This window comes from Streptomyces venetus (assembly GCF_039540295.1).
GTDB lineage: Bacteria > Actinomycetota > Actinomycetes > Streptomycetales > Streptomycetaceae > Streptomyces > Streptomyces venetus.
The window spans coordinates 390529-409726 of the sequence record NZ_BAABET010000004.1; the positions used below are offsets into that span (position 1 = coordinate 390529).

The window sequence follows — 19198 nt, forward strand, 5'->3', positions numbered from 1 at the left end:
GACAAAGATGTCTGCTGAAGTGATCTCCATAGGCGCGCTGCTGGTGATGTTCGTGGTCGGCACGATGCTGCCGATCAACCTGGGCATCCTCGCCTTCGTCGCCACCTTCACCGTCGGCACCGCCTCGCTCGGCCTCACCGAGGACGAGATCTTCGAGGGGTTCCCGGCGGAGCTCTTCGTCACCATCGTCGGGGTCACCTACCTGTTCTCCGTCGCACGCCGCAACGGCACCATCGACTGGCTCGTCGCGGCCGGGGTACGGCTGGTGCGCGGCAAGGTCGCGCTCATCCCCTGGGTGCTGTTCCTGGTGGCCGCCCTGCTGACGGCGTTCGGCACCTTCACTCCTGCCGCGGTCGCGATCCTCGCGCCGATCGGCATGAACTTCGCCTACCGCTACAAGCTCAACCCGCTGGTCGTCGGCATGATGGTGATCAGCGGGGGGCACGCGGGCGCGTTCTCCCCGCTCGCCGTCTCCGGTGCGCTGGTGCTCGGCCTGGTCGACAAGACCGAACTGCAGGTCTCCGCGGTGACGCTGTTCAGCGCCAGCTTCCTGATCAACCTGGTGCTCTCGGCACTCACCTACGTGCTGTTCGCCAAGCGCCCCGTCCCGCTGGCCGAGGGCTCCGAGGAAGCGACCGAGGACGAGGACCTCGCCGTGTCCGGCAGGCCCGACTGGCGCCAGTGGCTCACCCTGGCCTGCCTGGTGGCGCTCGTGGTCGGCGCTCTCGGCTTCCATCTGGAGATCGGCTTCCTGGCGCTCGCGGCCGGTGCTCTGCTGGCCCTGGTGGACATGAAGCGGCAGGAGAAGGCCGTGGACGGCGTCAGCTGGTCCACCCTGCTGCTGGTCGCGGGCATGATGACCTACATCGCCATGCTGGAGAAGGCCGGCATCATCGAGAACATCTCCGAGCACGCGGCGGGCCTGGGCGCACCGGTCGCCGTGGCCCTGCTGCTGTGCTTCACCGTGGCCCTCACGTCCGCCTTCGCCTCCTCCACGGCGATCCTCACCGCGATCATCCCCATCGCCGTACCGCTGCTGCTCTCCAGCCACCTCAGCGCGGCCGGACTGATCGCCGCTCTCGCCGTCTCCACGACGATCGTGGACACCTCGCCCTTCTCCACCAACGGCGCACTCGTCCTCGGCAACGCCCGCGGGGTGGACCCCCGCCGCTTCTACCGCCAGGTCATCGGCTACACCGGCGGAATCGTCGCCCTCGGTCCTGTCGTCGCCTGGGGTGCGCTGGTCCTGCCCTGGTCATAGCGGGTGAATCGCCCCCGGCAGCCCGTCCAGGTAGGTGAGAACGCAGGTCCGCGTCCAGGGCCCTGGGTCAGGCGGCGTGGCGGCCGACGGCCCGGGCGAGGTGGTCGACGTCCTGCTCCGTGGTGGCGTAGGAGGTCACGAAGCGGACGACGCCCGGCTCCCAGCGGTCGTGGTAGAAGACGTAGCCGTCGGCCAGGAGTCCCTCGATGACCTGCTGGGGCAGACGGCAGAAGAGGATGTTGGCGTCGGCGGCGCCGAGCAGACCGACCTCGGGTATCGCCTTGAGGCCCTCCTGAAGGCGGGCAGCCATGGCGTTGGCGTGGCCGGCGTTGCGCAGCCACAGGTCGTCCGTGAGGTAGGCGTCGAGCTGGGCGGCGTGAAAGCGCATCTTGGAGGCGAGCTGGCCGGCGCGCTTGGTGCGGAAGGCCAGCTCGGCGGTGAGGGACCGGTCGAAGACGACGATCGCGTCGGCGGTCATCGTGCCGTTCTTCGTGGCGCCGAAGGACAGCAGGTCGACCCCGGCCCGCCAGGTCAGCTCAGCGGGTGTGCAGCCGAGCGCGGCGACGGCTCCGGCGAAGCGGGCGCCGTCCATGTGCAGGCGCAGACCCGCGTCCTCGGCGATGGAGCCGAGGGTGTGGATCTCATCGCGGGTGTAGACGGCACCGGTCTCCGTGGCCTGGGTCAGGCTCACCACGGAAGGCTCCACGCTGTGCACGTCCCCGGCCTTGTGCCGCACGGCGGCCCTCAGCTCGCGGGGGTCGATCTTGGCATCGTCGCCCCCGAGCGGGACGAGCTTGGCACCGGCGGTGTAGAACTCGGGCGCTCCGCACTCGTCGTTGTTGATGTGGCTGTCGCGGTGACAGAGGACGCTGCCCCAGGGCGGGGTCAGGGCCGCCAGGCTCAGGGCGTTGGCCGCGGAGCCGGTGGAGACGAGCAGTACGTCGACGTCGTGTTCGAAGATCTCGCTCATGCGGCGCCGGACGTCGGCGGTGATGCTGTCGGCGCCGTACGGCTGGGTCTGGCCGGCGGCCGCCCGGGTCACGGCCTCGACGATCTCCGGGGAGGCGCCGGCGGTGTTGTCACTGCTGAAGATGCGTGCCGTGGGACTTGTGCCGCTCATGTTCGGGGTCCTTGCTGTGGGTCGGTGTGTGCTGCCCTCGGGTCCGCTGCCCGGATGAGCTGGCGCAGGGCGCCGTAGTAGACCTCGTGGTCGGTCACGGCGGGCACGATCTCGCCCAGGTTCCCGGTCAGCGCCGGGAAGCTCTCCGGGTCGAGTGCGGCCAGCGCGCTGCGGGTGGCTGCCTGTGCGGCCTTGGGATCGCGGTGGTCGACGAAGCCGGCGCTGCCGAGGGTGAGCAGGTACATCCGCCGGTACGCGGTGATCGCCTCCCCGGGGGTCATTCCGGCGGCGAGGCTGTCGGCTAGCTGCGGCTCGACGAGGCGGGCCAGCAGGTGAGGGCCGAGCCAGGGCCGCGTGCCGCGCAGGGCGAGCAGTCCCGGATGGGCCGCCAGCAGCCGGTAGAGCGCGGTGAACCGGGTCTCGGTGGCGGCGGCCCAGTCGGTGTCCGGCCCGGCCTCGGGCAGCCGGGCGGCCAGATGGTCGACGCACAGGTCCAGCAGGCCGGCCAGGTCGGTGCACCGGCGCTGGAGCGAGGCGAGGGAGATCTCCAGCCGTACCGCCAGCGCACGGAACGTCAACGCCTCAGGGCCGCCCTCGTCGATCAGGAGGAGGGCGGTTTCGGCGATGCGGTCCGGGGTCGCGCGGTCCAGTGAGGGTGAGTGCCGAGGCATACGAGTCAGCGTACGATACGTCGTATCGAATGTCACCGGGGGTCCGATACTCCGCCCCTGAACCATGTCGCCCCACCCCATGCGCGCCTGGCCTGTGGGTTTCTACGGCGCGCCGACCCGTCCCCGCCGCACACGAGGGATCGAGGTCGCATGACGCGCGGCCCGCACAGATGTTCGAGGACGGCCGTACAAGGATCGGGCCCGCCCTGGCCACTTGGGATCACCGGTGTTAAAAAGGTCGCATGGCGAGTCTTTTCGCCCGTTTTCAGCGCCTACCGGTCAAGCGTCTCGTCGGCAAAAGCACGCGGAGCGTGGCCGGGCAGGTGTTGATTTTCCAGGTGGCTCTGGTGGTGCTGCTCGTAGCCTGCGCTGTCGTCGCTCTCATTCTGCAGTCGGAGCGGGACAACAACGCCGAGGCACGGCGCCGCTCCACGGCCGTGGCACAGACCTTCGCGCACTCGCCGGGTGTCCTGGCGGCATTGCAGACCCCGGACCCCAGCAAGAACCTCCAGCCGCTCACCGAAGCGGCACGCCGGGCCGCCGGCGTCGACTTCATCGTGGTCATGGACACCAAGGGCATCCGGTACACGCACCCCTTGCCGGACCGCATCGGAAAGCGGTTCGTGGGGGAGATCGGACCGTCGCTGGCGGGGAGACTCTACGTGGAGAGCGTCGACGGCCCGCTCGGTCGTGAGGTACAGGCCACGGTGCCGATCAAGAACGCCGACAGCAAGGTCGTGGGGCTCGTCTCGGCCGGGATGAAGGTCGAGAACGTCGAAAGTCAGGTGACCCGTCAGCTACCGATCATCCTGGGCGCGGGAGCCGGAGCGCTCCTGTTGTCCATCGGCGTGACGGCACTGCTGGGCAGGCGGCTGCGACGGCAGACACACAGCCTGGCCCCGGACGAGATGACCCTGATGTACGAGCACCACGACACAGTGCTCCACTCCGTTCGGGAAGGGGTGCTGATCGTGTCCGCCGACGGGCGGCTGATGCTGGCGAACGACGAGGCCAGACGACTGCTGGAGCTGCCCCCGGACATCGAGGGGCGGCTCGTCTCGGAACTGCCGCGACTCGACCCCGAGATGCAGGCGCTGCTCACCTCCGGGCGCGAGGCCACCGACGAGGTGCACCTCGCGGGAGAACGGCTGATCGCGGTCAACCAGCGGCCCACGGGTCGCGAGGGCGGCCCCAGGGAAACGGTGGTGACCCTGCGCGACTCCACCGAGCTGCAGGCGGTGACGGGCAGGGCGGAGGTGGCACGGGAGCGGCTCCGGCTGCTGTACGACGCCGGACTCCACATCGGTACCACCCTGGACGTGCTGCGCACCGCCGACGAGTTGGCGCGGGTCCCCGTCCCCCGCTTCGCGGACTTCGTCACCGTGGACCTGGCCGACGCGGTCCTGCACGGCGAGGAGCCGGGCCCCACGGGGACGGACATGCGACGCGCGGCCGTGTCCGGCATCGTGGACGACCATCCGCTCACCGAACAGGGCCGGCTGTTCGACTATCTTCCCTCCACCCCGCAGGCGCGCGGCTACGGCAGCGGCCGCTCCCAGTTGGTGAGCGATCTGCCGACCGCCACGGGCTGGCGTGTGCAGGACCCGGAGCGGGCCAAGGCGATCATCGACTACGGCATCCACTCCCTCATCACCGCCCCCATCCAGGCCCGCGGCGTCGTGCTGGGCATGGCCACCTTCTGGCGCACGCGACAGCATGAGCGCTTCAACGAAGAGGACGTGTCGCTGGCGGAGGAGCTGGTGGCCCGTGCCGCGATAAGCATCGACAATGCCCGCCGCTACACCCGCGAGCACGCCCTGGCCGTCACCCTCCAGCGCAGCCTGCTGCCACAGGCCATGCCCGAGCAGAACGCCCTCGACATCGCCTACCGCTACCTCCCCGCCCAGTCGGGCGTGGGCGGGGACTGGTTCGACGTGATCCCCATGCCGGGGAGCCGGATGGCACTGGCCGTCGGCGACGTGGTCGGCCACGGCCTGCACGCCGCCGCCACGATGGGACGGCTGCGCACCGCGGTCCACAACTTCTCCGCGCTCGATCTGGCACCCGACGAGCTGCTCAGCCACCTGGACGACCTGGTCGGGAGCATCGACCAGAACGAGACGGCGGAGAGCGCGGCGGGCGTCGTGGGCGCCACCTGCCTGTACGGGATCTACGACCCCGTGACGCGCCGCTACGTCCTGGCACGGGCGGGGCATCCGGCGCCCGCGCTGGTCCGGCCCGACGGAACCGTCACTTTCCCGGACGTGCCCGCCGGTCCGCCCCTCGGTCTCGGCGGCATGCCGTTCCAGACCGCGGAGCTGTGCCTCGCCGAGGGGACCCAGCTCGTCCTGTACACCAACGGCCTCATCGAGGATCGCAGGCGCGACCTGGACGTGGGAATGGGGCTCCTGCGCGATGCGCTCACCGGCCACCCCGGCCGGCCGCCCGAGGAGACCTGTCAGCACGTGCTGGACAGGGTGCTCCCCGGGCGTCCCAAGGACGACGTCGCCCTGCTCGTCGCCCGCACCCGGCAACTGCCGCCCGACCGGATCGCCGACTGGGACGTACCACCGGATCCCGCCGCCGTCGCGGGCATGCGCGACGCCGTGTCCCAAAAGCTCGAAGAGTGGGGCCTCTCGGAGTTCGGCTTCACCATGGAGCTCATCCTGAGCGAGCTCATCACCAACGCCATCCGCTACGGCTCCGGGCCGATCCACGTGCGGCTGATCCGCGACCGTGCGCTGATCTGCGAAGTGGCTGACGGCAGCAGCACCTCACCGCATCTGCGGTACGCCGCGTCGACGGACGAGGGTGGCCGGGGCCTGTTCCTGGTGTCGCAGATGGCTGAGCGTTGGGGCACCCGGTACACCCCGAAGGGCAAGGTGATCTGGGCCGAGCAGAATCTGCCCGAGATCATGGAGCAGCCCGCCCCGAGTCCCGCGGACACACCCCTGGACGTCGAGGCAGCCGACCTGTGATGCAGGCCGTAGACCCGGGGACTGTCACCGGTCCGGCGCGCCCGACGCGTTTCAGCGCCATGCTCCCGACAGGCGCCGGGTGACCACCGCGCTGAAGGTGCGCACGCCGCGTGTCGAACCAGGGTCGATACCCGTGAGCTCACGGACCCGGCGCAGGCGGTAGTCCAGGGTGCGGGTGTGGACATTGAGCGAGGTCGCCGTGGCACCGCGGTGCATGTCGTGGCGGTAGTACGCGTCGAGGGTGGTGAGGAGGTCAGGTCCGGCCTCCAGGTGGCGAGCCAGGGAGCGAAGCCAGTCGTCGACGAGTGGCACGTCCGCGACGGCGAGTTCGACGAAGACATCGGCCAGGGTGTGCGGCCGCGTCCGGACGGATGCCCGACGCAGTGGGGCTGCCCGGCTGATCCGGCGGGCGCGGTCCAGAGCGTCGGCCAGCTCCGGCAGCGGTGCGACGGACATGCCGACGGCGCAGGGGTGGCCGAGGGCCTCGGCGAAGTCCTGTACGAGGTCCGGCAGGTGGTCGGGGCTGAGGTCGGGTGAGAGGTCGGGAACGGCGTACGGCGGTGCGCTCTGTGCTGCCTCGGGGCCGGAGAACAGCGGAAGCAGGGTGATCAGCTCACCGCTCCCGTCGCCGCCCTCCGGTCCCCACATGACCGGCGCACGACGGCTCTTCACGAGCGCCCCGATCTCGCTTTCCAGGAAACGATCGATGGTGGGCCGGTCCGGAATACGAAAAACCGTCACCGCGTAGCGGTCCGGGAGTTCCATGTCGACGGCTGCGGAGAGTTCCGCCGAAATCGGATCTCCGTTCAGCAATGAGCGGGTCAGCAGGGCGACCTGCTCGGTGTACGGCATTCGGCGGCGCAGTACGCGCACGAATCCCTGGCGGTAGGAAGCGATGCCTCGTTCGCCCTGGGGCGCGAACCAGGTCATCATGCGCATGAGTTCGTCGACGCCGCCGCCGCGCTGGGCCTCGGTCGCCTCGTTGATCTCCCGCAGCATGAGGGCGGTGTGCACGCGCAGCACCCGCTGCCGCGCATCGAGCGACATCCCGGCACCTGCCCGCAGCTCCCCCATCGATGCGATGTGACCGAGATCGTCTCCGCTCAACTCGCTGTTATCCGGCGCTAGTTCGATGGTACGACGCCGGAACCACATCGCATGTTCCAGCGTCTCGGCTCGCGCCCAGGAGTCCTCGTCCAGGAACCCGAACTCCGGTATCTCACGTGTGTATGTCTCGACCTCACGACGGGCGTTGGTGGACGCCTGTCGGGCCAGCTCGGCGAAGAGGCTCCCCATGAACGCGAGCATGCCATTCAGGACAAGCGGGCCGACAGGGGAGATCCGGACGGCGTTCATCACTCCGCACAAAACGGTGACAGGTGCATCGACAGGGCCGTTATCACAGTGCGCAAAATTCCCGGATCAGGGTGTTTCCATCACCCCTTCTGCTTGTGGAGGAACCGTGAAGTGGCCTTAATGAGAACCGCCTTCGGCACGACTGCGGTGATCAATACACGCAGGAGCGGGGGGAATGCACAGCCAGGCGCCTCGAATGGCGCTCGCCCGAACGGGAGGGAAACTCCGATGACAGCGGACACGAGAAAGAGAATCATGGCGGCGGTCGCGGTCATGGTCACATCGACGGCGCTCATGCTCGGCGCACCCGGCACCGGCTCGGCCGCCCCCGCCGCCACGCCCAGCCTGCGCGCCTTCGGGATCAGCGGCGATGGCACCCTGATGGCCACGTTCACGACCGACCGGCCGCAGGTCCTCGACTGGGTCAGGGTCGTCACCGGCCTCAGCGGCGACACAGGCCTGATCGGGATCGACTTCCGGGTGCAGGACGGCCTCATGTACGGCGTCGGCAACAAGGGCGGCATCTACACGATCAAGACCCCGCCGGCCACCGCGGACGTGGTGGTCACCAAGGTGTCCCAACTCCAGTACGCCCTGCACGGCACGAACTTCGGCGTCGACTTCAACCCAGCGGCCGACCGCCTGCGCGTGATCAGTGACAACGGCCAGAACCTGCGGCACAACCTCAACGACCACAGCACCCTCCAGGATCTGAACCTCACCACCCCGCCGATCGAGGGCACGACCAAGGGTGTCTCGGCCGCCGCCTACACGAACAACGACCTCAACGCGGCCACCGCGACCACGCTCGTCGACATCAACACGACCACGGACCAGGTCGTCCTCCAGTCCCCGGCGAACAACGGCACGCTCGCCCCGACCGGCAGTCTCGGCATCGACGCCGGAATCAACGCCGGCATGGACATCTACAGCACCCTGTCCGGGGGTAAGACGGTCGACAACGCCGCGTTCGCCTCCCTCACCCCGTCCGGCGCCAACTCCCCCTCGCTGTACGGCATCGACGTCCTCACCGGCCAGGCCACCTCCATCGGCCAGTTCCCGCTGAACATCACGGACCTGGCCATCTCCCTCACCGGATCCTGATCCCCTGCCCTCGCCGCGGCCCGGCCACCGCCGGCCCGCGGCGAACCGGCGCCGCCGTCGCCTGCTGGGCGTGGACTGGCATAGGGGCAACACGCACACCCCGCCCCCGAACTATGTAGTCCCACCACATGTGCCCTTGACCTGCGCTTTCCTACCGTGTGCGCACACGTACCCGTCCCCACCGCACACGAGGAAGTGGCGCCCATGGCCTCCGCAGCAACCGCTCCCCCGCCACCCGGGAATCTCAAGCGCATCGTCGCCGCCAGCCTCATCGGCACCACCATCGAGTGGTACGACTTCTTTCTCTACGGCTCCGCCGCCGCGCTCGTGTTCAACAAGCTGTTCTTCCCGGATTCCGACCCGCTCGTCGGCACGCTGCTGTCGTTCCTGACGTACGCGGTCGGATTCGCCGCCCGGCCCCTGGGGGCGCTGGTGTTCGGGCACTACGGTGACCGGCTCGGGCGCAAGAAACTGCTGGTGCTGAGCCTGCTGCTGATGGGCGGGGCGACCTTCGCGATCGGGCTGCTGCCGACGCACGCGAGCATCGGCACAGCCGCGCCGGTCCTGCTCACCGTGCTCCGGCTGGTCCAGGGCTTCGCGCTCGGCGGTGAGTGGGGCGGCGCCGTGCTGCTGGTGTCGGAGCACGGGGACGCGCGACGGCGCGGGTTCTGGGCCTCGTGGCCGCAGACCGGCGCACCGGCGGGGCAGTTGCTGGCGACCGGTGTGCTGTCCCTGCTGACGGCCCTGCTGTCGGACGCGGCGTTCGGCAGCTGGGGCTGGCGGATCCCGTTCCTGCTCTCCGGGGTGCTGGTGATCGTCGGTTTGTGGATTCGTCTGTCTGTCGATGAATCACCCGTTTTCAAGCAGGCGCTGGCGCAGGCCGAGGCCCGCAAGGCGGACCGGTCCGGGGACGCGGAGAAGCTGCCGCTCGTCGCCGTGCTGCGGCACCACTGGCGTGACGTCCTGGTCGCGATGGGGGCGCGCATGGCGGAGAACATCAGCTACTACGTCATCACCGCGTTCATCCTCGTCTACGCCACCACCTCCGCCGGTGTCTCCAAGCAGACGGCGCTCAACGCGGTGCTGATCGCCTCGGCCGTGCACTTCGCGGTCATCCCGGCCTGGGGCGCGCTCTCCGACCGGATCGGACGCCGGCCCGTCTACCTGCTGGGTGCTGTCGGAGTGGGGCTGTGGATGTTCCCGTTCTTCTCGCTGATCGACACCGGCGGCTTCGGCAGTCTGCTGCTCGCCGTCACGGTCGGACTGGTGCTGCACGGCGCGATGTACGCGCCCCAGGCCGCGTTCTTCTCGGAGATGTTCGCCACCCGGATGCGCTACTCCGGTGCCTCGATCGGCGCTCAGTTCGCCTCGGTCGCGGCCGGCGCGCCCGCACCGCTGATCGCCACCGCACTGCTCTCTGACTACGGCAGCTCCACGCCGATCGCCCTGTACGTCATCGGCGCCGCCGTGCTCACGGTCGTCGCGGTGGCGGCGGCCAAGGAGACCCGCCACCGGGACCTGGCCGACGTCGCCCCCGCCGACGACGCGGACAGCACGTCGGCCCCGGCGGACGCCCGCACCGTCTGAGACGGCCCGCACCGACCCCCGTGCGTCCGAGGGGCGCTCGGGGGTCAGTGCTGTGCCGGTTCCGACAACCGGTGCAGTCGCAGGGCGAGCTGGATCTCCAGGGCGCGGGCCGGGCTCTGCCAGTCGTCACCGAGGAGGCGGCCGACCCGCTCCAGGCGCTGGGCGACGGTGTTCACATGGACGTGCAGGTCGTCCTTGGTGCGGGCCGGGCTCATACCGCAGGCGAAGTACGCGTCGAGCGTGCGCAGCAGTTCGGTGCCGCGCCGGGCGTCGTACGCGACGACCTCGCCGATGGTGCGGTCGACGAAGCCCGGGATGTCCCGGTCGCCGGCCAGGAGCAGTCCCAGGAAGCCGAAGTCCTCGGCGGCGGCCCCGTCCCCGGAGCGGCCGAGGAGCCGCAGGGCGTCGAGGCAGCGCCGGGCCTCCCCGTAGGCCGTGGCCACGGCGTCGGGGAGGGCTGCGAGGTCCTCGGTGGGAGCGGAGGCGCCGACGGTGACCGGGGCGTGCACCGCGGTGCCCAGGTGCCGGGCGGCGCGGCGGGCCAGGTCGGTGGCGGTGTCGCGGGGGCCGAGTGGCAGCAGCAGGACCGTGCCGCCGTCCCGCGCGGCGGCCAGGCCGTGCCGGGTGGCGGCGAGGTGGGACGCGGCGGCCGCCAGGCGTCTGCGGGCGTCCGCCTCCTGGTCGGCGTCGGCCGCGTCGCCCTCGAGGCGCGCGGCCAGCACCACGTGGACGGCGTCGAGGTCGGCGCGCAGCCGGCTCGCGCGCTCGCGCAGCAGGCGCGGGTCGCGGTCGTGGGCGTCCAGCAGGTCGTCCAGCAGTTCGCCGCGCACCCGCTGCTCGGCCTCGGCGGCGGACCGGCGGGCCAGAAGCAGCAGGGAGGTGACCATGGCGGCACGCTCCAGGGTGCGCTGGTCGACGGGGTCGAGCCCCGGGTGGCCGCGCAGCACGAGCGCCCCGAGCAGTTCGCCACCGGCGGCGACGGCGGCGATCCAGTCGTCCCGGTGCCGCACCGCGTGCCCCTCCGCGCGGGAGATCTGCAGAGCCTCGGCCGGTGCCGCGGCGGCCTCGGCGAACTCGACCGTGCCGTCGAGGACCTCGGAGACCGCGGCGGCCACGTCGTGGACCCCGCCGCCGCGCAGCACGAGCTCGGCGAGCCGGTCGTGCACGTCGGAGGCGCGCTCGATGACGCCGCTGCGGTCCTGGATGATCTCGTTCGCCCGCTCCAGGTCGGCCAGGGCCGACCGGGTCTCGGCGAGCAGGTTGGCGGTGTCGATGGCCGCCGCGGCGAGGGCCGCGAAGGAGCCGAGCAGGGCGATCTGCTCCCGCTCGAAGACCCGGGCGCGGCGGTCCGCGGCGAACAGCACGCCGATGACGTGGTGCCCGAGCGTCAGCGGCACACCGAGGATGGCGACGAGCCCCTCGTCCCGCACGCCCGCGTCGATGGTTCGGGTGTGCTGGAAGCGGGCGTCCTTGAAGTAGTCGTCGGTGACGTAGGGGCGTGCGGTCTGGGCGACCAGGCCGCCGAGTCCCTCCCCCATGCCGAGCCGCAGCTGCTGGAACCGGGCCGCGACCGAGCCTTCGGTGACCCGCATGTAGGTGTCGCCCCGCGCCGGGTCGTTCAGGCTGAGGTAGGCGACGTCCGTGCCCAGCAGCGACCGGGCGCGCTGCACGATCGCCTGGAGCACGGCGTCCAGGTCACGCAGCCCCGCGAGGTCGTGGGCGGTCTCGAACAGTGCGGACAGCTCGGCCTCGCGGCGGCGCCGTCCCTCCAGCTCGGAGCGCACGCGCAGGGCGAGCGGCTTGGCCTGCTGGAGCGCGGCGATCCACTCCGCCGGGCGTCCTTCGGCACGGGCGAGCAGCACCGGCTGCTCGTAAGCCTCGGCGGAGGCGCCGCGGGCCAGGAGCTCGAGGTAGGGCGTCTCGGCGCCGGCGGGCGGCGCCTGCGCGGCGTCGGCCCGGCGCTCGGCGGACTGCGCATGATCGCTGGACATGTTCTCAGGATTCACCATGACCGGGCCGTCGTGTCAGCCCTGTGGAAAACCTCCCGGGCGCGGGTGCCGCCGCTCAGTGGGCGGTCCAGCCGCCGTCGAGCACGAGCGACGTGCCGGTCACGAAGGACGCCTGCGGGCCGCACAGATAGGACACGGCCTCGGCGACCTCGTCCGGTTCGATGAGCCGTTTGACGGCGCTGTCCTTGAGCAGCACCTCCGTCAGGACGCGCTCCTCGGAGATGCCGTGCGCCCGTGCCTGGTCGGCGAGCTGCTTCTCCACCAGTGGGGTGCGCACGTAGGCCGGGTTCACACAGTTCGAGGTGACGCCGTGAGGTGCGCCCTCGAGGGCTGCGGTCTTGGACAGTCCCTCCAGGCCGTGTTTGGCAGCCACATAGGCCGACTTGTAGGCCGAGGCGCGCAGCCCGTGGACGGACGACACATTGACGATGCGGCCCCACCCCTGCCCGTACATATGGGGCAGGGCACCGCGGATGAGCCGGAAAGGCGCCTCCAGCATCACGGTGAGCACCGTGTGGAAGGCGTCGGGCGGGAACTCCTCGATGGGCCGCACGAGCTGGAGTCCGGCGTTGTTGACGAGGACGTCGGTGCCCGCGGCGGCGTGTTCGGCGGCGTCCAGGTCGGTGAGGTCGAGGACGTGCGGCTCCACGGTGCCCGCGAGGTCGCGGCCCTGTTCGGCGAGCGCGTCCAGGCCCGCGGCGTCCCGGTCGACGGCTCTCACCTTCGCCCCGGCGGCCGCGAGCCGCAGCGCGCAGGCGCGGCCGATGCCGCCGGCGGCGCCGGTGACGAGCGCGGTGCGGCCGCCGAGGTCGAGCGGGGAGGCGTGGGGAGCCGGAAGGACACGGGGCGCGGTCATGCCTCCGACCCTAGGCAGCGCCCCGGCACTGCCCCATGTGCTCTTACCCCATAGTTCAGCCGGAGGTAGTGGGGTCGAACCATGTGGGGGCGTCGGACAGAGCCTGCTTGATCCGCAGCAGTCCGAACTCGTTCAGCTCGGGCAGGGCGTCGATGTCGAACCAGGCCACGTCCAGCGACTCGTCGTCGTTGACCCGTGCCTCGCCACCGACGGCCCGGCAGCGGATGGTGATGTCCATGTACTGGCAGGTGTCGCCGTTGTCGTAGGTGACGGGGTCCAGGGCCTGGACGAGGACGATCCGTTCGGCGACGCAGTGCACGGCGGTCTCCTCGTAGACCTCCCGCACGGCGCAGGCCGCGGGCTGCTCACCCGGGTCCGGGATGCCTCCGATCACGGACCACTTGCGCGTGTCCGACCGGCGGTTGAGCAGCACTCTGCCCTCGTCGTCGAAGACGAGGGCGGTGACTCCGGGGAGCCAGAGCAGCTGATGACCGGCCGAGGCGCGGAGGGTGCGGATGAAGTCAGGAGTAGCCATGGCGACGACCCTAACCGGCAGGTCGCGACGGTCCGGTGGGTTCAGGGCGGTGTGCTCCCGGCGTACGGCTACACGTCACCGGCGCGTCGCCGGCGCAGGCCGGCGCCGACGGCCCAGCCGAGCCCGCCGGCCGCGACCAGCACGAGCGCGACCTCCGGCAGCACACCCAGTCGCGTGGCCGGGGTCTGCGAGGAGCGCAGCGGCACCTTCTGCACCAGGGAGTCGGCCACGAACATGCCGGTCGTCTGCGTGATCCTGCCGTCGGGCATGATGATCGCGCTGACGCCGCTGGTCACCGGCACGGTCACGGTCCGGCTGTGCTCGACCGCGCGGACGCGGGACATGGCCAGCTGCTGGTAGGTCATCTCACTGCGGTCGAAGGTGGCGTTGTTGCTCGGCACGGAGATCATCTGGGCGCCGTCGGTGACCTCGGAGCGCACGGTCCAATCGAAGGCGGCCTCGTAGCAGGTGACGAGGCCGACCTTGGCGCCGTCCATGGTGAACACACCCGGCTCGGTGCCCCGGCTGAAGTCCTGGCGGACCATCGCCGTCCAGTTCTCGTTGATCGCGCCGATGAGCGAACGCAGCGGCAGGTACTCGCCGAACGGCTGGATCTGGCGCTTGTCGTACGTGTCGACGGGGCCCTTCGCCGGGTCCCAGAGGATCTGCTCGTTGTACAGCTTTCCGTCCCGCTCGACGACGCCGCCGACCGAGATGGGCACTCCTATGGCCTTGGCCGCCGCGTCGATCACGGCGCGAGCGTCGGGGTTGGCGAAGGGGTCGATGTCGGAGGAGTTCTCCGGCCACAGCACGAAGTCGGGCCGTGCGACCTTGCCCGCCTTGACCTCGGCGGCGAGGCGTTCGGTCTCGCGCGCGTGGTGGTCGAGCACGGCGCGCCGCTGGGAGTTGAAGTCGAGGCCCGCTCGGGGCACGTTGCCCTGGATCGCCGCGACGGTCACGCTGCCGTCCTCGGCCCGGTCGCTGACCAGCGGCCGGGCGGCGAGCGCGCCCAGAATCGGGACGCCGATGCTCAACACGGCGACGGCTGCCGCCGCGGGCCGCACGACCCCGGTGGCCCGCCTCCGCAGACCGAGACGGACGACCTCGTAGAGGCCGAAGCCGCACAGGACGACCGCGAAGCCGAGCACCGGGGTGCCTCCCACCGCGGCGAGCGGCAGGAACACACCGTCCGCCTGCCCGAACGCGATCTTCCCCCAGGGGAAGCCGTCGAACGGCACACGCGCGCGTGCCGCCTCGCCGGCGACCCACACGGCGGCGGCCCACACCGGAGAGCCGGGCAGCTTGGACACGACCGTGACGCCGGCGCCGACCAGGGCCACGAAGACCGCCTCGATGGCCACCAGGGCGAGCCAGGGCCCGGGGCCGACCTCCACGCCGGTCCACACCAGCAACGGCAGCAGGAAGCCGAGCCCGAAGAGGTAGCCGAGGCCGAGCCCCGCCTTCCAGCTCCGGCCGCGCAGCACCCAGCCGAGGACGGCGAAGGCCGGCAGGGCCAGCCACCACAGGCTGCGCGGCGGGAAGCTGACGTAGAGGAGCAGGCCGGAGAGCGCGGCTGCGGCGGCCGGAACAAGGCGTTGAAGCCGCCGGGCCCAGGGGCGCGCCCCGGGCGCGACCCGCGGCTCCAGCTGGTCCGACTCGCCGACGGAGGTTGCGGTGACGGTCACTCCCGGAGTGTAAGGCGAGTGACCTTGACGCCGACAGCGCGGTCCGCCGGGGCCGGCCCAGTGCCCGCCCGCGGCCCTCTCCCGGGGCGGCCCCGCACATCGGCAGCAACGTTCCTGCTCATTTCGTCACGACACATCCACAAACCGCCCACCAGCGGCTACGGTGTGCCGAAGCCTCAGTCGTGCGGCCCGTGGCGGCCTGTACGGCCGGGGTCTTCACAGGTCGGGGGCGACGTGGTGCGCGGGGGGCGGGGTGGGTTCCAGAGGGATGACGTCTGCGTCCGGGCCGGACGCGGACGGTGACAGACGAATCGTTCACGACGGGGTCGGCGTGGTGGTGCTCGGGGTCTGCGCCGGGTGGTCCCTCATCACGGCGGGCGTGCACGGCGGCCGGCCCGAGGGGGTGCTCCTCGCGGTGCTGGCCGTGGCGGCCGGTTACGCCGCCGGGCGGATCGGCGGCGCGCTGTCACCGGTCGGCGCGCCCCTCGCCGGGGCGCTGGCCGGTGCCGGGCTGACGGTGGCCGTGCCGCACCTCGCTCCGGGCCCGCAGATCACCACACCTCCGGGGCACGCCGGGGCCACCGCGGCCGTGCTGACCCTTTCGGCCGGTGCCGCGTGCTGCGCGGCCTGGGCCGCTTCCGTCCCGGCCGTGCGGTTCGCCCTGCGGGGGCTGGCCGCCGGGACGGCGGTGCTGGCCGGGGTGCTCGGCTCGACCAGCGGCCTTGTCGGCTGCCTGGCGGTGCTGGTGTGCTCGCTGGCCGCCGGCCGTACCCGTCGCCGTGGCGCCGGTCTGGTCGCCATGGCCGCGGTCGCCGCCCTGGCCACCGGTCTGACCTGGGCCGTCGCCGCGCGGGCCGTACCGGGCGGGCTCGTGGCCGCACTGGAGGGGCGCCTGACCCCGCACCGCGTGGAGCTGTGGCGGGACGCGTGGCAGCTGCTGCGCGGCGACGCCGCCCTGGGGGTCGGCCCGGGGCGCTTCGGGGAGCTGAGCGCGACGTCCGCCGAGTCGCTGCTGTCCGACGGCAGGCCCCACTCGGCGCCCCTTCAGCAGGCGGCCGAACAGGGTGTCGTCGGTGTGGCCCTGCTAGCGGCGGCCTTCGGCTGGGTGCTGTACGCGCTGTGGCGCGGCCCGCGTCCGACGCCGGTGGTGCTCACGGCGGGCGCGGCTCTGACGGCTCTCGCCGCCATCGCCGCGGTCGGCAACGCGCTGAGCTTCACCACGGTGTCGGTGGGCGCGGGCCTGCTGGCGGGCATGGCCACGGCCCGTCCGCTCGCCGACGAACCGTCGGACCACGCTCCGGACACCCGTACTCGGGGCGCCGGACGCACGCCCGCCTGGTGACAGGCCTGGGCGTGTCCGGTCGCGGCCTCGGGTCGCTCAGTGTGCGGGGGCGCCCGGTTCCGTGGGCCCCAGCCGTGACTTGATCACCCGCACGGCCGCCTCCGCGTCGTCCACGGTGACCGTGAAGGTGTGCCCGTCCCACATTTCCAGCACGACGCCCTCACCGCGTCGTACGACCACCGCGGTGCCCTTCTCGGGCCGCCAGCGGTAGCCCCAGCCGCCCCAGTGGCGGGGGGTGACGTGCGAGGTGTAGGTGGCGCCCGCCACGTGGGAGAGCGGGATGCGGCGCCGGGGCAGTCCGATGTGGCCGCAGCGCACCTCGAGGTGCTTCTCGTCGACCTTCAGGGCGACGTGCACGAAGGCGAGCGTGCCGAAGAGGACGAGCAGCCCGGCGGCGATGCACCCGACGACGGCCATGACGAGGGGTGCGGTGCCGGACGTCCACGCCGGGTCGACGGCCAGCTCGATGCCCAGCGCCATGCACGCGGCGCCGATGAGCGCCAGCAGCCACTGGACGCGGTTGGTGGCACGGCCGGTCCAGACGGCGGAGGGCGGATGGGCAGCGTTCTCGCCAGGGCGGTGGTCCCTCATGCCTATGAGGTTACTCAGGTTTCGCTCCGCTGGTACCTCGTGGCGGAGCGTGACCGCGCCGTGCCGGGGGCGGGGCCGTTTCAGCCGGCCGGCGTGACCGCCTGGAGCAGCCGCCCCTCGTCGTAGGCCAGGGCCGGTGCGGGCAGGGTGCCCTCGCGTCCGCTCAGGAGCACGGTCAGTGCGCCGAGGGGGGTGGCCGACGGCGCGGGCTGCTCGCCGAGCCGGCGCAGGGCCTGGGCGGCCACTGCGCCCGCGGAGCCGTGCAGCACGAGGGGCGGCCGGCCGGGTCGCTGGACGGCGGCCCGGATGCGCTCGGCGACGAGTTCGTAGTGGGTGCAGCCGAGGACGACGGTGGTCACCTCGTCGGGGGTCAGGGCGGCGGCCGCGGAGACGGCGGCGTCGATCGCCGCCTCGTCCGCGTGCTCGACGGCCTCGGCGAGGCCCCAGCAGGGCACCTCGGTCACGGGGACCCCGTCGGCGAAGTCCCGGATGAGGGTGCGCTGGTAGGTGCTGCCGGTCGTGGCCGGGGTGGCCCAGATGGCGAGGTGCCCGCCGCCGGCCGCGGCCGGTTTGATCGCCGGGACGGTGCCGATGACCGGAAGGTCCGGTTCGAAGCGGGCGCGCAGGGCGGTGAGCGCGTGCACGGTCGCGGTGTTGCAGCCGACGATCAGGGCGTCGGGACGGCGCGCGGCGGCGGCCTCGGCGACGGCCAGGGCGCGCTCGGTCAGGTCCTGCGGGGTCCTCGGGCCCCACGGCATGCCGTCGGGGTCCAGGGAGAGCACGAGATCGGCGTCGGGGCGCAGCCGCCGTACCGCGGCGGTGGCCGCCAGCAGACCGATTCCGGAGTCCATGAGCGCGATCTTCACCCGATCACGATAGACGATGAGCCGTCGCGGCCCGGCTCCGTGGGGCAGACTGCGCGCGTGAGCGCCGTTGCGTGGACCGCCGCTGGATCACTTCTCGCCTGGCTGTGGCTGCTGCTCTGTCAGGGCTTCTTCTGGCGCACGGATGTGCGACTGCCGCCGCGTGGGGAGCCGGACGTGTGGCCGTCCGTGTGCGTCGTCGTCCCGGCGCGCGACGAGGCGCCGCTGCTGCCCGCCTCGTTGCCGTCGCTGCTCCGGCAGGACTATCCGGGACGGGCGGAGATCTTCCTCGTCGACGACGGCAGTTCGGACGGCACCGGTGATCTGGCGCGCGAACTGGCGCACCGGCACGGCGGGCTGCCGCTGACCGTGGGCTCGCCCGGTGAGCCGCCCGCGGGCTGGACCGGCAAGCTGTGGGCGGTGCGGCACGGCATCGGGCTGGCACGGGCGCGCGAACCCGAGTATCTCCTGCTGACGGACGCCGACATCGCGCACGCGCCGGACAGTCTGCGGGAGCTGGTGTCCGCGGCCCGTGCCGGTGGGTTCGACATCGTCTCCCTGATGGCCCGGCTGCGGGTGCGGAGCGCCTGGGAGCGGTTCGTCGTGCCGGCCTTCGTCTACTTCTTCGCCCAGCTCTACCCCTTCCGCCGGATCGGCGGGGAGGGGACGCGGACGGCGGCGGCGGCCGGGGGCTGTGTCCTGCTGCGGGCGGACGCCGCCGAGCGGGCTCGGATCCCGGACGCGATCCGGCACGCCGTGATCGACGACGTGGCGCTCGCGCGGGCCGTCAAGGGGAGCGGCGGTCGCGTGTGGCTGGGGCTCGCCGACGGCGTGGACAGCGTGCGGCCGTATCCGCGGCTGCACGACCTGTGGCGGATGGTGTCGCGGAGCGCCTACGCCCAGCTGCGGCACAATCCGCTGCTGCTCGCCGGGACGGTCGTGGGGCTGGCGCTGGTGTATCTGGTGCCGCCCGCGGCCCTGGTGGCCGGCCTGGCGGCGGGGAACACGGCGGCGGCGGTCGCCGGCGGGGCGGCCTGGCTCGTGATGACGGGGACGTACGTCCCGATGGTGCGCTACTACCGGCAGCCGCTGTGGCTCGCTCCCCTGCTGCCGTTCACCGCGTTCCTCTACCTCCTCATGACGGTCGACTCCGCGGTGCAGCACTACCGGGGGCGAGGCGCGGCCTGGAAGGGCCGCACCTACGCGCGCCCGGACGCGGTGCCCGACGAGGGCTGACGGC

At 71.9% G+C, this 19198-nt stretch carries 15 protein-coding genes; 6 read left to right on the top strand and 9 right to left on the bottom strand.

Annotated elements, in window-relative coordinates:
- Positions 1-19: 19 nt before the first annotated feature.
- Entirely contained in the window at positions 20-1261 is a 1242-nt protein-coding gene (locus tag ABEA82_RS15500) for an SLC13 family permease (protein ID WP_425588526.1), read from the top strand.
- A gap of 67 nt (positions 1262-1328) precedes the next feature.
- On the opposite strand, the gene ABEA82_RS15505 is transcribed toward ABEA82_RS15500, so the two are convergent.
- Positions 1329-2381 (bottom strand): threonine aldolase family protein, encoded by a 1053-nt coding sequence (locus ABEA82_RS15505; protein ID WP_345662051.1) that lies wholly within the window; start codon positions 2379-2381, stop codon positions 1329-1331.
- Positions 2378-3052 (bottom strand): TetR/AcrR family transcriptional regulator C-terminal domain-containing protein, encoded by a 675-nt coding sequence (locus ABEA82_RS15510; RefSeq protein WP_345662052.1) that lies wholly within the window; start codon positions 3050-3052, stop codon positions 2378-2380. Before ABEA82_RS15510 ends, ABEA82_RS15505 begins: the two co-directional genes overlap by 4 nt.
- A gap of 242 nt (positions 3053-3294) precedes the next feature.
- Between ABEA82_RS15510 and ABEA82_RS15515 the strand changes: the two genes are divergently transcribed.
- Positions 3295-6030 carry a SpoIIE family protein phosphatase gene (locus tag ABEA82_RS15515; protein ID WP_345662053.1) on the top strand — a complete coding sequence of 912 codons (2736 nt, stop codon included), beginning with the start codon at positions 3295-3297 and terminating at the stop codon, positions 6028-6030.
- 51 nt (positions 6031-6081) lie between these two features.
- On the opposite strand, the gene ABEA82_RS15520 is transcribed toward ABEA82_RS15515, so the two are convergent.
- Positions 6082-7326, bottom strand: a complete 1245-nt coding sequence (locus ABEA82_RS15520) for a PucR family transcriptional regulator (protein ID WP_345662054.1) — start codon at positions 7324-7326, stop codon at positions 6082-6084.
- A 333-nt stretch (positions 7327-7659) separates the two neighbouring features.
- Between ABEA82_RS15520 and ABEA82_RS15525 the strand changes: the two genes are divergently transcribed.
- Both ABEA82_RS15525 and ABEA82_RS15530 read left to right on the top strand, forming a co-directional pair.
- On the top strand, positions 7660-8490 hold the full coding sequence (locus ABEA82_RS15525; RefSeq protein ID WP_425588527.1) for a DUF4394 domain-containing protein: 831 nt from the start codon (positions 7660-7662) through the stop codon (positions 8488-8490).
- 204 nt (positions 8491-8694) lie between these two features.
- On the top strand, positions 8695-10077 hold the full coding sequence (locus ABEA82_RS15530) for an MFS transporter (RefSeq protein WP_345662055.1): 1383 nt from the start codon (positions 8695-8697) through the stop codon (positions 10075-10077).
- 44 nt (positions 10078-10121) lie between these two features.
- Here ABEA82_RS15530 and ABEA82_RS15535 read toward each other — a convergent pair whose 3' ends face one another.
- The 4 genes from ABEA82_RS15535 to lnt form a co-directional block, all read right to left on the bottom strand.
- Entirely contained in the window at positions 10122-12068 is a 1947-nt protein-coding gene (locus tag ABEA82_RS15535; RefSeq protein WP_345662056.1) for a helix-turn-helix domain-containing protein, read from the bottom strand.
- Between the two features lie 73 nt (positions 12069-12141).
- Positions 12142-12942, bottom strand: coding sequence for a 3-hydroxybutyrate dehydrogenase (locus ABEA82_RS15540; protein WP_345662057.1), 801 nt, complete (start codon positions 12940-12942; stop codon positions 12142-12144).
- A 55-nt stretch (positions 12943-12997) separates the two neighbouring features.
- Complete coding sequence (locus ABEA82_RS15545) at positions 12998-13477, bottom strand: NUDIX hydrolase (RefSeq protein WP_345662058.1); 480 nt, start codon at positions 13475-13477, stop codon at positions 12998-13000.
- Positions 13478-13545: 68 nt separating this feature from the next.
- Positions 13546-15162, bottom strand: a complete 1617-nt coding sequence (gene lnt, locus ABEA82_RS15550) for an apolipoprotein N-acyltransferase (RefSeq protein ID WP_345662059.1) — start codon at positions 15160-15162, stop codon at positions 13546-13548.
- 268 nt (positions 15163-15430) lie between these two features.
- Here lnt and ABEA82_RS15555 point away from each other — a divergent pair, with 268 nt between their 5' ends.
- Entirely contained in the window at positions 15431-16504 is a 1074-nt protein-coding gene (locus ABEA82_RS15555) for an O-antigen ligase family protein (protein WP_345662060.1), read from the top strand.
- A gap of 36 nt (positions 16505-16540) precedes the next feature.
- Here ABEA82_RS15555 and ABEA82_RS15560 read toward each other — a convergent pair whose 3' ends face one another.
- Entirely contained in the window at positions 16541-17095 is a 555-nt protein-coding gene (locus ABEA82_RS15560) for a hypothetical protein (RefSeq protein WP_345662061.1), read from the bottom strand.
- Positions 17096-17175: 80 nt separating this feature from the next.
- On the bottom strand, positions 17176-17961 hold the full coding sequence (locus ABEA82_RS15565) for a glutamate racemase (protein ID WP_345662062.1): 786 nt from the start codon (positions 17959-17961) through the stop codon (positions 17176-17178).
- 39 nt (positions 17962-18000) lie between these two features.
- Between ABEA82_RS15565 and ABEA82_RS15570 the strand changes: the two genes are divergently transcribed.
- Positions 18001-19194, top strand: a complete 1194-nt coding sequence (locus ABEA82_RS15570) for a glycosyltransferase (RefSeq protein ID WP_345662063.1) — start codon at positions 18001-18003, stop codon at positions 19192-19194.
- Positions 19195-19198: the final 4 nt, after the last annotated feature.